Below are 12,932 nucleotides of genomic sequence, written 5' to 3'. Positions count from 1 at the left end.
GAAAGCGTGTTCGTCCACGTCAGGCGAAGAAAGGATCGCGCTCGATGAATGCGGCAAGGCTCACGCTCGAGCGCGGCTTCAGTTCGCCGAGCAGCACCCGCTTGTGAACCAGTTCGCCTGAACAGTCCCGGTCTCGCCCGACAAGAGCGAGCGCGGCCTGCGCCAAAGCCCGAAGCGGCCCCGCCGATCGCCTTTTGAAACGGCCCGGCTGGTCAGGCCGTCCGAAGGTCGCGAAGCGCTCGAGCGCCTGGATCCAGCCTTCCTGCGGAATATCGCCATCGTCGAGGCAAAGAAGCCAATCCCGGCGCGCAGCCTTCACCCCCAGCGCCCAGGAGCGGTCATGGGTCACGATCAGGGTCGCGCCGGCGGCATCGGCGACCATGGCGATCGTTTCATCCTGCCCCGCCGACAGGATGACGGCGTCGCCCACAAGTCCTGCGGCGACGGCGGGGACAAGGGCACTCAAGGTCACGGCCAGAGCTTCGGGCCCGCGCGACGCGCGGATGAGAACGGTGATCATGAAGCGAGCATAACGCCTTCCTTCGAAGTCGTCCTCTCTCAAGAAACTTGCATTTGTTCACTTTTTGTTCTTAACTCTTCCAACATTCTCGTTCTGGAACGTTGGAGGTTTGCCATGAGCGTTCGCGCCAAGGAAACGACCCGCGAAGCCCTCCGCCCGTATCGCAACGCTGCCGAGGCGGCGGAGGCCGCGCGTCGTCGCAAGGACGACCCAGCGTATCGCGTCGAGGCTGACCGCCGCCGGGGCCGGGGCGCGGTGGCAAACCCGACAGGACGCTACGAGCCCGCGCAGCGCGAGAGCTTCGACGACGGTTGGGAGATCGAGGAGGAAATGCCCTCGCTCCCCACCGAAATCATCGTCGAGAAGCCGCGCACCATTATCTCGAAGAACGATTCGCCCGATCTCAACTTCGAAAAGTCGATCAATCCGTACCGGGGGTGCGAGCACGGATGCTCCTATTGCTTCGCGCGCCCGACCCATGCCTTTCAAGGCCTGTCCTCGGGCCTCGACTTCGAGACGAAGATCTTCGCCAAGCCGAGCGCGCCCGAGCTTCTGGAAAAAGAGCTGCGGGCGGCCAATTATCAGCCGACGACGATCGCGCTCGGCTCCAATACGGATCCCTACCAGCCGGTGGAGAAGCGCTTGCGCATCACGCGCGGTATTCTCGAGGTTCTGAACCGGGCGAACCACCCGGTGGGCATCGTGACCAAATCGGCCCTCGTGACCCGCGACATCGACATTTTGAGCCAGATGGCTGAACGGCAACTCGCCAAGGTCGCAATCTCGATCACCACCCTTGATCCAAAACTCGCCCGCAAGATGGAGCCCCGCGCCGCCTCACCGGCCAAGCGGCTTGAGACCGTGCGCAAGCTCTCGGAGGCGGGCATTCCGGTGACCGTGCTCGTCGCCCCCATCATCCCGGCCATCAACGATCACGAGATCGAGGCGATCCTGAAAGCCTCGCATCAGGCGGGAGCGACCAGCGCGGGCTATGTGCTGCTGCGGCTTCCTTACGACCTGAAGGATCTGATGCGCGATTGGCTGGCCGAGCACTATCCGGACAAGCTCAACCACGTCTTCTCGATCCTGCGGGAGGCGCGCGGCGGCAAGGATTACGACGCGGAATGGAGCGTGCGGCAGAAAGGTGTCGGCCCCCATGCCTGGATGATCGGCCGCCGTTTCGAAACGATGGCCGCGCGGCTCGGTCTCAACAAGCGCTCCTTGAAGATGCGAACCGACCTGTTCAGCCCTCCGGCCAAGGAGACGGGGCAACTGTCGTTGTTTTGAGAGGCGGTGAAGACCAGCGCAATCCGTCGGGCTCGCCTCCGGCGCCCCGGAATGACGGCGGCAGCGGTCTTCGGGCGCGACGCTGCCGGGGCTGGCAAAGAAACGGCATTGCCGCTTTTATGCCGCTCATGACCGCACCGATTCGCCTCCCGCCTTCATCCGGCCTCGGCCTCGACCGGGAGCTCGCCGCCCGCGCGGCGGGCTTTTCCTGCATCGCGGGTCTCGATGAAGTCGGGCGCGGACCTCTTGCCGGGCCGGTCGTGTCGGCAGCGGTGGTGCTCGATTTCGATTCCCTGCCGCAAGGGCTCGATGATTCGAAGGCGCTGAGCGCGCAAAAGCGCGAGGCACTGTTTGCCGAGATCGTCGCCACCGCCCATGTGGGCATTGCCTCGGTGTCTCATGCGGAGATCGACACCATCAATATCCGCCAGGCCTCGCTGCTTGCCATGCGCCGGGCGTTCACGGCGCTGCCCTGCGTCCCCGACATGGCGTTTGTCGATGGCAACGATGCGCCGAAACTGCCCTGCGTCACGGAAGCGGTCGTGAAGGGCGATTCCAGCATCGCCTCCATCGCGGCGGCCTCCATCGTCGCGAAGGTGGTGCGCGACCGGCTGATGACGCGTCTCGGCGCGGTTTATCCGGCTTATGGATTCGCGAGCAATGCGGGCTACAGCACGAAGGCGCATCTGTCCGTGCTCGCGAGCGAGGGCCCCTGCCCGTTCCATCGCCTGAGTTTTTCGCCGCTCAGGCAAGGGTTACTCGACCTGTAACCAAACTTAACGCTCGTTAATGCGAAAAATTCAATGATTTCAATAGGTAGGCAAAGTTTGCCGACCTAAAATAAGATGCGGTTTCGCCTATTTGGAAACTTCGTCTTTACCTTAACGAGTCATGATCCGGACTGTCAGTTGCGTAACCGGTGATCACCCATGGGTACCTCGCGTACCGGGGCCGCCGGCGCCGCCTCCCGGATTAGTGTCTCGCGTACCGGGCGGTCTGCGCCGGCGCCTCGGACGGGGCTTAAAAAGCCCCTCTCCGTCTCGCCTTCTCTTCCTCTCGACCAGATCCTCCTTGGCGATTGCATCGCCAATCTGGAGAAGCTGCCGGCCGAGAGCGTGGACGTGGTTTTCGCGGACCCGCCCTACAATCTTCAGCTTGAACAGGCGCTCACGCGTCCGGACCAGAGCCTCGTCGACGCGGTCGACGATGACTGGGACAAGTTCGCGAGTTTTGCCGACTACGACGCCTTTACCCGCGCCTGGCTTCTCGGCGTGCGCCGCGTGATGAAGAAGAACGCGACGTTGTGGGTCATCGGCTCGTACCACAACATTTTCCGCGTCGGCGCAGCGTTGCAGGATCTGAACTTCTGGCTCCTCAACGACATCGTCTGGCGTAAGGCGAACCCGATGCCGAACTTCCGGGGACGCCGCTTCACCAACGCGCATGAGACCATGATCTGGGCCTCGAAAAGCGCAGAGGCGAAGAACTACACCTTCCACTACGAAGCGCTGAAATCCGCCAACGAAGACGTGCAGATGCGCTCCGACTGGTACCTTCCGCTTTGCACAGGCGAAGAACGCCTCAAAGGCGCGGATGGCCGCAAGGTCCACCCGACCCAGAAGCCCGAGGCGCTGTTGGCGCGCGTGCTGTTGTCCTCCTCCAATCCCGGCGACGTGGTGCTCGATCCCTTCTTCGGCACTGGCACGACCGGCGCCGTGGCGAAGAAACTCGGACGTCACTTCATCGGGCTCGAGCGCGACTCGACCTACGCCAAGGCGGCGCGGGCTCGCATCGATGCGGTCGAACCGCTGTCCGACGTGTCGATTGCGGCTCCCCCGGAAAAGCGCGCCGAGGTGCGGGTTCCATTCCTGTCCCTGATCGAAGGCGGCCACGTCAAAGCCGGCGAGACGCTCGTCGACGAACGCCGCCGCTATTCCGTGACCGTGCGCGCGGATGGCACGTTGGCGCTCGGCGCAATCGTCGGCTCGATCCACAAGGTCGGCTCGCTGGTGCAGGGCTTGCCTGCTTGCAACGGCTGGACCTTCTGGCACGTGGAGCGGCAGGGCCAACTCGTCTGCATCGACGAATTTCGCGCGAAGGTCCGGGCCGAAATCGCGGCTTAAGCCCCAATCGCGAGACCCATCGAGACGCGGCCGAAACCCGGCCGCGTCTTTTCTTTTTGGCCGCGCGTCCTCTGCCCACCACTCCCCCAGCAATGAAGAACACCCCCGCGAATTTAGCGGGCTGCGCTCCTGCCTCGTCCGCGGGATCGTGGGGTCATGAAAACTCCCGACGCCAGACCCGAACATTTCCCTATCGCCGGCAGGGGGAAGAGTTTTAGCATCGTCTCATGGCTTCTCCTCCTCTCGACGCATCCTGGGCCGCCTCCGAAGAAGCATCCTGGAACGATCTGCGGACCTTCCTGGCTGTGGTGGCTCATGGATCGATGAACGGGGCGGCGCGCGCCACCGGCCAGACACAGCCCACCGTCGCGCGGCGCATCCGCACTCTGGAGGAAACCCTTGGCGTTACTCTGTTCCAGAGGGGGCCGAACCGTCTTGACTTAACGGAAGCAGGACGCGCCGTGCTCGAGGCCTCCGCGCCGATGGCCGAAGCGGCGAGAGCCGTGCCCAGGGTGGCGGCAGCCTATCGCCCCGACCCATCCGCGCCGGTGCGAATCACCGCCACGTCCTCGGTCACCATGTTCCTCTCCGTGCACGCCGCGGAGTTGGCTAAAGCCGCGGGGGCTGTCGAGATCGTTTACATTCCGACTCGCCGCAAGCTCGACCTCGCTTCAGGCGAGGCGGACATCGCGCTTCGCATGCGCCGCCTCTCCGATGACCCCGATCTCGTGGCGCGTCGGCTGGGGAGCATCACGTTCGGCATGTACGACCGCTCCACCTCGCCCTCAGCAGTGATCGCACCGCCGGAAGATCCGAGCCTTTCCTATCAGGCGGACTTCGTCGCGCGCTTCGTCAACGGCCGCCCGATCCCGATTGCCGCCCGGATCGGCGACATGCCGATCCGCTATCAAGCGGCCAAGACCGGGCTGGGAGCAGCCTTTCTGCCGTGCTGGCTCGGGGATGCGGACCCGGACCTTGTGCGTTTGGAAGCGCCTGATGAATTTGTCGAAGACATTTTCATGGTGCGGCACGCGCGGACCCGCAACCGTCCCAATGTGGGACGCGTGGCCCATGCCCTCACGGCCCTGTTCAAACGGCATGGCGCGGTCTTGAGCGGAGAGGCGGGGCTGTTGTCGAAGACAACCGCCTCGTCCTGAGAAGGGCGTCAGCCCGTCTCGAAGGAGGATCCAGGGCGCATGCGCTCCTCAGGATGAGGCTGTGTCAGCGCTGCGATCTTCAGGCGTTTTCGGCCTTCGCCGCAGGCTCCGGCGGCAGGTCACCGAGCGCGTGAACCAGCGCCTTCTTCATGACCCCGGGCAGCGCCTCTTCATAAAGACGCAAACGCGGCGTCCAACGCATGTCATCGGGGGCAGGCGTGCCCTTCGGGACCTTGGCAAAGAGAATTGTCATTTCCAGCGGGAAATGCGTGAAGACATGGCGCACCACCCCGGGCAAACGCTGCCAGCGGGCCTCCAGCGGCGCGTCGAGCACCGCGCGGGAGGGCTCATAGGCCGGATCCCAGTCGCTTGTGGGCGGTTCGGCCATGCTGCCGAGAAGCCCCTTCGGCGGGCGGGTCCGCAGCAAGATCGTGTCGTCGGCGCGCAACACCACGAAGGCCGCGCCGCGCCGCAACTGCCCTTCCGCCTTCTTCTGCTTCTTCGGAAAGGTCTCCTGCAATCCCTGTTCGCGCGCCTGGCAGGGCGACATCCAGGGGCACAGAGCGCAGGCCGGACGCTTGGGTGAGCAGATCGTCGCCCCGAGATCCATCAAGGCTTGCGCGAAATCGCCCGGGCGATCCGTGGGCACCAACTCTTCGGTGAGGGTCTTGATCTGCACCTTCGCCTTGGGCAGAGGCTCGTCGATGGTGAAGATGCGGGACATGACCCGCTCCACATTGCCGTCCACCGCCGCCGCATGTTCGTTGAAGGCAATCGCCGCGACCGCCGCCGCCGTATAGGCCCCGATGCCGGGGAGTTTCAGCAATTCCTCCTCGGTCGAGGGAAACACCCCACTATAACGCGCGACCACCACCTTGGCACAGGCATGGAGATTGCGGGCGCGGGAATAATAGCCGAGACCGGCCCAGGCCTGCATGACCACCTCTTCCTGAGCTTGCGCCAGGACGTGGACGGTCGGGAATCGATCGAGAAACTTGAGATAGAACGGCCTGACCGCGACGACCGTCGTCTGCTGCAGCATGATTTCCGACAGCCAGACGCGGTAGGGATCGGCCGCCTCGCCCGGTTTCGCGCGCCATGGCAAATCGCGCCGGTGACGATCGTACCAGGCGAGAAGATCATCGGCGCGAGGCTTGGTGGCGCTCAAAGCGGGCGTTAACATGATCTCTGCAATACCGATCCTGCCGGAATATTCCAGCACGGCTTTCGGCGAGATTTTTGGACAATGGCGATGCGACAGCCGACCTCTCGGCAAAAACCCTTCTCGAAGCCGCTTGCGGACTTCATCGATGTCTGCCTCGGCCCGAGCCTTGCAGCGCAAGGCTTTGCCACGTCCGACGTGATCATCGCCTGGCCTGAGATCGTGGGCGAGCGCCTGGCGGAATTCACCCAGCCGTTGAAAATCGAGTGGAAACGCAAAAGTGTGAACGCCGACCCGGAAGCGCGTCCGGACCCGGCCACCCTCGTCATTCGTGTGGAAAGCGCCTTCGCCCTCGAACTGCAGCACCTCGCCCCCATCGTCATCGAGCGGGTCAACGCCCATTACGGCTGGCGCTGCATCGGCAAGCTGGTGCTGAAACAAGGGCCCGTGCGTCGGGAAGTCCCCAAGAAACGCGTGGCCCCCACGGTCGGGGAAGAGGACCGCCAGCGCATCGGAGGAGCGGTTGAGCCCATTGGGGAGGAGAGCCTGAGGGCAGCCCTCGCACGGCTGGGGGAGGCTGTCATCGGAACCGCCAAGGCCCCTCACCCACGAAAGCGTGACAGGTGAGGCGCTTGCCTCGAAACCCGTCCCGCTTTACCGCATGACAACAGTCTCACGGAGCAGATTAAAGATGATCACCCGGCGTCGAACGCTTCAGCTTCTCGGAACCGTGGCCGCCTCGGCCTATCTCGCATCCAGCCTGCCGGCTCTGGCCCAGAACGTGGCGGTGCAGGACCTTGCGGTCCCCGGCCCGCTTGGCGACGTGGCGCTCGGCCCGGCCGACGCCAAGGTGACGATCGTCGAGTACGCCTCGCTCACCTGCTCCCATTGCGCGGCCTTCCACGCCAATACCTGGCCCGAGTTCAAGAAGCGCTACATCGAGACGGGCAAGGTGCGTTTCATCCTGCGCGAGTTCCCGCTCGATCCGTTGGCCACGGCCGGTTTCATGCTCGCGCGCTGCGATGGCGACAGCAAATATTACCCCATCACCGACCTGCTGTTCGATCAGCAGAAAAACTGGGCTTTCACGGACAAGCCTCTCGACGCCCTGCGTCAGATGATGCGTCAGGCCGGTTTTTCACAAGAGAAATTTGACGCTTGCTTGCGGGATCAGAAACTTTATGACGCGGTGAACGCGGTGAAGAACCGGGCGGCGGATCAGTTCAAGGTGGACTCCACGCCGACTTTCTTCATCAATGGTGTGCGTTATCCTGGAAGCATGTCGATCGATGAGCTTGAGAAGATCATCAAGCCTTTGCTGGGAGAATAATTCCCGCCAAACCGCCCCGTTGAGGCGGATCGGAGAGGCGCGTCCATGAAGCTGACGCGCCTTCGCATCGCAGGGTTCAAGACCTTCGTCGAGCCGATGGAGTTCCTGATCGAGCCGGGTTTGACCGGCGTGGTCGGGCCGAACGGCTGCGGCAAGTCGAACCTTGTCGAGGCCCTGCGCTGGGTCATGGGGGAAAACTCCCACAAGAACATGCGCGCCTCGGGCATGGATGACGTCATCTTCTCCGGCTCCGGCAGCCGTCCGGCCCGCAACGCGGCCGAGGTGATGCTCACCATCGACAATGCCGAGCGCACCGCCCCCGCCGCCTTCAACGATGCCGACCAGTTGGAAATCTCGCGCAAGATCGAGCGCGAGGAAGGCTCGACTTACCGGGTCAACGGCAAGGAAGTGCGCGCCCGCGACGTGCAGATCCTGTTCGCGGACGCCGCGACCGGCGCGCGCTCACCGGCTCTCGTGCGCCAGGGCCAGATCAGCGAAATCATTTCGGCCAAGCCCCAGGCCCGCCGCCGCATCCTCGAAGATGCCGCCGGCATCGCCGGTCTTCACGCCCGCCGCCACGAGGCGGAGTTGCGGCTGAAGGCAGCGGAAGACAATCTCGTGCGCGTCGAGGACGTGATCCGCGAGCTTGAAACCCAGGTCGACAGCCTGAAGCGCCAGGGGCGGCAGGCATCGCGCTACAAGAACCTGTCGGCTGAAATCCGCCGCCTCGAAGCGCTCATGTATGCCATCGGCTTTGCCGAGGCGCGCGAGCAAGCCGCCACCGCCGAGCGGCAGGCGGCCGAGAACCTGAAGGCCGTCGCCGACCGGACCGAGGAGCAGACCAAGGCCGCAACCGCCCAGGCCGTCGCGGCGCACGCCATTCCCGCGCTCCGTCAGGCGGAAGCGGCGGCAGCCGCCGCCTTGCAGCGCCTGACCCACGCCCGCAACGAACTCGAATCGGAAGAGCGCCGCTCCAAGGACCGGGTAACGGAGCTTGAGCGGCACATTTCCGACCTGAACCGCGACTTGGCCCGCGAGGCGGCGCAGGGCACGGATGCGCAGGCGACTATCGAACGTCTCAAGGCCGAGGAGGCGGAGATCGCCCTCTCGACCGATGGCGCAGGCGAAGCCCGCGCCGAGAGCGAGGAGCGGCTGCAGAATGTCGAGGCGGACCTCGCCGAGGCCGAAGCGGCCTTGAGCGCCCTTCAGGCCCAGACCTCTGACCTCAACGCCCGCCGCGCGGCGCTCGAACGGGCCATGCGCGAAGAAATGGAGCGCGCCGCGCGCTTCACCTCCGAAAAAGAGCGTATCGAGCGCGACATCGCAGCCTTGTCGGCCTCCGTGTCCGATGACGGCCTTTCCGTCGAGATGCTGCGCGAGGAAGCCGCCATCGCGGAAGAGATGGCGCAACAGGCGGAAGAAGCGGTGATCGGCGCCCGCGAGGCGCTCGCCGCCGCGCGCGATAACGAAAATCGCCAGCGCCAACCGCTCAATGAGGCCGAGCGTAAGGCGCAAGGGCTTGAGACCGAAGCGCGGACGCTCGCCAAGCTCTTCACCTCAGCCTCGGGCGATCTCTGGCCCCCGGCCCTCGACCAGATCACGGTCCAGAAAGGCTACGAAACCGCCCTCGGTGCGGCGCTCGGCGACGATCTCGACGCCTCGACCGATCCATCGGCCCCCGCCCATTGGGCCGAGACCGGGCCCGGAACGGGGGACCCGGCCCTGCCGGAAGGCGTCCGCTCGCTGGCGGACGTGGCAAACGCCCCCACGGCCCTTCAACGCCGCCTCAAGCAGATCGGCATCGTCAGCAAGGCGGATGGGCTTCGTCTGCGCAGCCTGCTGAAGCCCGGTCAGCGCCTTGTCTCACAGGAAGGCGACCTGTGGCGTTGGGATGGTTTCACCACCGCAGCGGAAGCGCCCTCGGCCGCTGCCCGACGTCTGGCGGAGAAGAATCGCCTCGGCGATCTGGAGCGCGAGGCGGAGGCCGCCCGCGAGCAAGTCGAGCATCTGCGCCAGCTGGCGGAAGAGGCACTTGAGGCCGTCCGGCGCGCCGCATCGCACGAAATGCAAACCATCGAGGCCGCGCGCCAAGGCCGGCAGGCCCTCGACGGGGCGCGCGCACGGCTTGCCGCCGCCGAGCGCAAGGAGGCCGAGCTCGGCCAGCGCCGCTCGGCCCTTCAGGAAGGTCTTGCCCGCATTTCCGCCAGCGAGGATGAGGCACAGGAACGCGCTCGCGACGCGCAAGCCGCGTTGCAGGACCTCGCGCCCGCCCCGGATCTGGAAAGCCGCCTGCTTCAAGAGCGCACCCGCGTCGCCGAGCATCGCGCCGCCGCATCGGAAGCGCGCGCCGCGCTGCAATCCCTCGTCCACGAGGCGGAATTGCGCCGCCGGAGGCAAGATTCGCTCACCGCCGACATCCGGCTGTGGACCGAGCGCGCCGCTCGCGCCGCCAAGGCTCTCGAGGATCTCGGCGAGCGTTTGGAGCGCGCCCAGGACGAGCATGAGCGCCTGCTCGAGGCACCCGACACCTATCTCATGCGCAGACGCGCCCTGATTTCCGAGGTCGAGGCGGCGGAAGGCAAGCGCAAGGAGGCAGCGGACCATCTGGCCGATGCCGAGACGAAACTTGCCGAGACCGATCGCACCGCCCGCGACGCGCTGGAAGCCCTCTCCGCTGCTCGCGAGGCCCGCGCCGGTTCTCAGGCCCGCCACGAGGCCGCGATCCAGCGCCTGGCCGAGATCACCCGCACCATCGCGGAGAATCTCGACACGACCCCGGCGGGGTTGATCGAAATTGCCGGCCTGAAAGATGGAATCGAGCTGCCCTCGCAGGGCGAGATCGAAGCGAAGCTTCACTCGCTCAAAGGTGACCGCGAGCGCCTGGGTGCGGTCAACCTGCGGGCAGAGGAAGAGCTGACCGAGCTTGAAACCAAGCACACGGGAATCACAACCGAGCGTGACGACCTGGTAGAGGCCATCAAGCGCCTGCGTCAGGCCATCGGCAGCCTCAACCGCGAAGGGCGCGAGCGTCTGCTCGCCGCGTTTGACGTGGTCAACGCCCATTTCCAGCGTCTGTTCACCACCCTGTTCGGTGGCGGCACCGCCGAATTGACCCTGGTCGATTCGGACGACCCATTGGAAGCCGGCCTTGAGATTCTCGCCCGTCCGCCGGGCAAGAAACCCCAGAGCATGACCCTGCTCTCTGGTGGCGAGCAGGCCTTGACGGCGACCGCGCTGATCTTCGCCGTGTTCCTCACAAACCCTTCGCCCATCTGCGTTCTGGACGAGGTGGACGCCCCCCTCGACGACGCGAACGTGGAACGTTATTGCGACCTTCTCGACGACATGGCGCGCCAGACCGAGACGCGCTTCGTGGTCATCACCCATAACCCGATCACCATGGCGCGCATGGACCGCCTGTTCGGCGTGACCATGGCGGAACGGGGTGTTTCGCAGCTCGTTTCCGTCGATCTGCACAGCGCGGAGCGCATTCTCGAAGCGTCCTAGAGCATGATCAGAACAAGTGGAAACCGGTTGCCCGCGCGGATCATGTGAAATCAGGGAATCTGGCGTTTGAGCATGCTCGAAACAGACCTGATCAAACTCTTGGGCATTTGGGCGCGGCCATAGTTCAGCCCCAAAATAGTGGGCGATTTCGCACAGAGCGGTCCGAAAAGACGATTTTTTCATAAAAATCAGAGACTTAACTCTTTCTTGACGGTCCTTGACAGGGGGGACCCTCCCCCATATGTTTCGCGCGGCTTTCGGGGCCGGGAATCCAAGACCTTTTCCCGCACTGCTTTGACAAGGAGAACGCCATGGCGGATCCCACGAAGCGGAGTGAAGAGAACGGCAAGGAACCGACCAGCTCCGACGATGCCAACCTTTCAGCGAGACTGAAATCTCTCGATGCGCGGATCGACAAAGCGTCCGCACAGCGTAGCAAGACGACAGAATCGACTGCTCGTTCGAAATCGGATTCGAACGCTCTCGGCCAGGCCTTCCGGCTCTCGGCGGAGTTCGTTTCCGGTGTCGTTGCGGGTGGAATTGTGGGGTGGCTCGTCGACCGGCTGTTCGGGATCTCTCCCTGGGGGCTCATCGTCTGCATCATACTCGGCTTCTGCGCCGGGATGCTCAACTTGTTACGAGCGGCGGGAATGCTGAAAGGCGCCCGGTATGATGAGAAGCGGTGATGAGTTTCAACCCAACAGCCGAATGGCGACAGGCAAAAGCGATTTAAGAGCGGATCATGGCAAGCCCGATTGAGCAATTCCAGATCAAGCCCATCATTCCTGTCATCAACTTCACGAATTCGTCCCTGTTTATGGTCGGCGCCGTGGCGGTGATCGTCGGCGGCCTGCTGCTTGCCACGCGCAAGCGCGCCGTCGTTCCGGGCCGCGCTCAGTCGGTCGCGGAAATTCTGCACGATTTCGTCGCCGGCACCTTGAGGGATGCCGCAGGCGCGGAGGGAATGAAGTTCTTCCCCCTCGTCTTCTCGCTCTTCATGTTCGTGCTCACGGCCAACCTGCTTGGCATGATCCCGGGCTTCTTCACGGTCACCAGCCACGTCATCGTCACCTTCTCGCTGGCGATCCTCGTCATCGGCACCGTGGTCGTCTACGGTTTCGTCAAGCACGGCACCCACTTCCTCGGCCTCTTCGTGCCGTCGGGCGTGCCAGGCTGGCTTCTGCCCTTCATCGTCGTGATCGAGCTGATCTCCTTCCTCTCGCGGCCGATTTCACTCTCCTTGCGTCTCTTCGCGAACATGCTCGCGGGGCATATCGCGCTCAAGGTTTTCGCCGGCTTCGTGGTTGCCCTTCTGGGCGCCGGCGGTGCCCTGTCGATCCTCGCTCCGCTTCCGCTTCTCATGGCGGTCGCTTTGATGGCGCTCGAGTTCCTCGTCGCCGCTCTGCAGGCCTACGTCTTCACGGTGTTGACCTGCATCTACCTCAACGACGCGCTGCACCCGGGCCACTAGGTCTGCGCTGAGTTAACCCCCTCCCCTCCCGATCACACCCCCCTTAAGGAGATCACGATGGATCCGATTGCTTTCAAATACCTCGGCGCAGGCCTCGCCTGTATCGGCATGGGCCTCGCCGCTATGGGCGTCGGCAACATTTTCGGTAACTTCCTCTCGGGCGCTCTGCGCAACCCGTCGGCAGCCGACGGCCAGTTCGCTCGCGCCTTCATCGGCGCGGCGCTTGCGGAAGGTCTCGGCATCTTCTGTCTCGTCGTCGCCCTCGTCCTGCTCTTCACCTAATATAAATCGGTGATCGGGAGGGCGAAGCGTTTGACGCTTCGCTTCGACAAAGGTGACGGCGGGTCCACCGCCGTCATTCATTGTTTCTAGGAT

The 12,932-nt window shown here is 64.3% G+C and carries 12 protein-coding genes; 10 read left to right on the top strand and 2 right to left on the bottom strand.

The window, feature by feature from the left end:
* Positions 1-19 precede the first annotated feature (19 nt).
* A complete protein-coding gene (locus I2H38_RS00415; protein WP_196269835.1) occupies positions 20-520 on the bottom strand; it encodes a glycosyltransferase family 2 protein in 501 nt (166 codons plus the stop codon).
* 114 nt (positions 521-634) lie between these two features.
* Here I2H38_RS00415 and I2H38_RS00410 point away from each other — a divergent pair, with 114 nt between their 5' ends.
* From I2H38_RS00410 to I2H38_RS00395, 4 genes are all read left to right on the top strand, one after another.
* Positions 635-1,807 carry a PA0069 family radical SAM protein gene (locus I2H38_RS00410; protein ID WP_196269834.1) on the top strand — a complete coding sequence of 391 codons (1,173 nt, stop codon included), beginning with the start codon at positions 635-637 and terminating at the stop codon, positions 1,805-1,807.
* A gap of 128 nt (positions 1,808-1,935) precedes the next feature.
* Positions 1,936-2,577, top strand: coding sequence for a ribonuclease HII (locus tag I2H38_RS00405; protein ID WP_229426479.1), 642 nt, complete (start codon positions 1,936-1,938; stop codon positions 2,575-2,577).
* 159 nt (positions 2,578-2,736) lie between these two features.
* Positions 2,737-3,930, top strand: coding sequence for a site-specific DNA-methyltransferase (locus tag I2H38_RS00400; RefSeq protein ID WP_196269832.1), 1,194 nt, complete (start codon positions 2,737-2,739; stop codon positions 3,928-3,930).
* Positions 3,931-4,157: 227 nt separating this feature from the next.
* A complete protein-coding gene (locus I2H38_RS00395) occupies positions 4,158-5,087 on the top strand; it encodes a LysR family transcriptional regulator (RefSeq protein ID WP_196269831.1) in 930 nt (309 codons plus the stop codon).
* A 79-nt stretch (positions 5,088-5,166) separates the two neighbouring features.
* On the opposite strand, the gene mutY is transcribed toward I2H38_RS00395, so the two are convergent.
* The gene (gene mutY, locus I2H38_RS00390) at positions 5,167-6,270 is read right to left on the bottom strand and encodes an A/G-specific adenine glycosylase (RefSeq protein ID WP_196269830.1); all 1,104 of its coding nucleotides are present in this window, start codon (positions 6,268-6,270) and stop codon (positions 5,167-5,169) included.
* Positions 6,271-6,339: 69 nt separating this feature from the next.
* Here mutY and I2H38_RS00385 point away from each other — a divergent pair, with 69 nt between their 5' ends.
* The 6 genes from I2H38_RS00385 to I2H38_RS00360 all read left to right on the top strand — a co-directional run bounded on the left by I2H38_RS00385 (position 6,340) and on the right by I2H38_RS00360 (position 12,839).
* A complete protein-coding gene (locus I2H38_RS00385; RefSeq protein WP_196269829.1) occupies positions 6,340-6,876 on the top strand; it encodes a DUF721 domain-containing protein in 537 nt (178 codons plus the stop codon).
* A gap of 64 nt (positions 6,877-6,940) precedes the next feature.
* Positions 6,941-7,579 (top strand): DsbA family protein, encoded by a 639-nt coding sequence (locus I2H38_RS00380; RefSeq protein ID WP_196269828.1) that lies wholly within the window; start codon positions 6,941-6,943, stop codon positions 7,577-7,579.
* Between the two features lie 45 nt (positions 7,580-7,624).
* Entirely contained in the window at positions 7,625-11,086 is a 3,462-nt protein-coding gene (locus tag I2H38_RS00375) for a chromosome segregation SMC family protein (RefSeq protein WP_196269827.1), read from the top strand.
* A gap of 311 nt (positions 11,087-11,397) precedes the next feature.
* Positions 11,398-11,772, top strand: a complete 375-nt coding sequence (locus tag I2H38_RS00370) for an AtpZ/AtpI family protein (RefSeq protein ID WP_196269826.1) — start codon at positions 11,398-11,400, stop codon at positions 11,770-11,772.
* Positions 11,773-11,828: 56 nt separating this feature from the next.
* Positions 11,829-12,557, top strand: coding sequence for a F0F1 ATP synthase subunit A (locus I2H38_RS00365; protein WP_196269825.1), 729 nt, complete (start codon positions 11,829-11,831; stop codon positions 12,555-12,557).
* A 57-nt stretch (positions 12,558-12,614) separates the two neighbouring features.
* Positions 12,615-12,839, top strand: a complete 225-nt coding sequence (locus I2H38_RS00360; protein WP_099508815.1) for a F0F1 ATP synthase subunit C — start codon at positions 12,615-12,617, stop codon at positions 12,837-12,839.
* Positions 12,840-12,932: the final 93 nt, after the last annotated feature.

This window comes from Microvirga alba (assembly GCF_015694465.1).
In the GTDB taxonomy this organism is placed as follows: Bacteria; Pseudomonadota; Alphaproteobacteria; order Rhizobiales; family Beijerinckiaceae; genus Microvirga; species Microvirga alba.
The sequence above is the reverse complement of the archived record's forward strand: the minus strand, read 5'-3'. Positions and strand labels throughout refer to the sequence as shown.

Coding starts and splice junctions, on each gene's coding strand:
- I2H38_RS00415 (WP_196269835.1), bottom strand. CDS start 520: ATGATCACCGTTCTCATCCGCGCGTCGCGCGGGCCCGAAGCTCTGGCC.
- I2H38_RS00400 (WP_196269832.1), top strand. CDS start 2,737: ATGGGTACCTCGCGTACCGGGGCCGCCGGCGCCGCCTCCCGGATTAGT.
- I2H38_RS00380 (WP_196269828.1), top strand. CDS start 6,941: ATGATCACCCGGCGTCGAACGCTTCAGCTTCTCGGAACCGTGGCCGCC.
- I2H38_RS00405 (WP_229426479.1), top strand. CDS start 1,936: ATGACCGCACCGATTCGCCTCCCGCCTTCATCCGGCCTCGGCCTCGAC.
- I2H38_RS00370 (WP_196269826.1), top strand. CDS start 11,398: ATGGCGGATCCCACGAAGCGGAGTGAAGAGAACGGCAAGGAACCGACC.
- I2H38_RS00375 (WP_196269827.1), top strand. CDS start 7,625: ATGAAGCTGACGCGCCTTCGCATCGCAGGGTTCAAGACCTTCGTCGAG.
- I2H38_RS00365 (WP_196269825.1), top strand. CDS start 11,829: ATGGCAAGCCCGATTGAGCAATTCCAGATCAAGCCCATCATTCCTGTC.
- I2H38_RS00395 (WP_196269831.1), top strand. CDS start 4,158: ATGGCTTCTCCTCCTCTCGACGCATCCTGGGCCGCCTCCGAAGAAGCA.
- I2H38_RS00385 (WP_196269829.1), top strand. CDS start 6,340: ATGCGACAGCCGACCTCTCGGCAAAAACCCTTCTCGAAGCCGCTTGCG.
- mutY (WP_196269830.1), bottom strand. CDS start 6,270: ATGTTAACGCCCGCTTTGAGCGCCACCAAGCCTCGCGCCGATGATCTT.
- I2H38_RS00410 (WP_196269834.1), top strand. CDS start 635: ATGAGCGTTCGCGCCAAGGAAACGACCCGCGAAGCCCTCCGCCCGTAT.
- I2H38_RS00360 (WP_099508815.1), top strand. CDS start 12,615: ATGGATCCGATTGCTTTCAAATACCTCGGCGCAGGCCTCGCCTGTATC.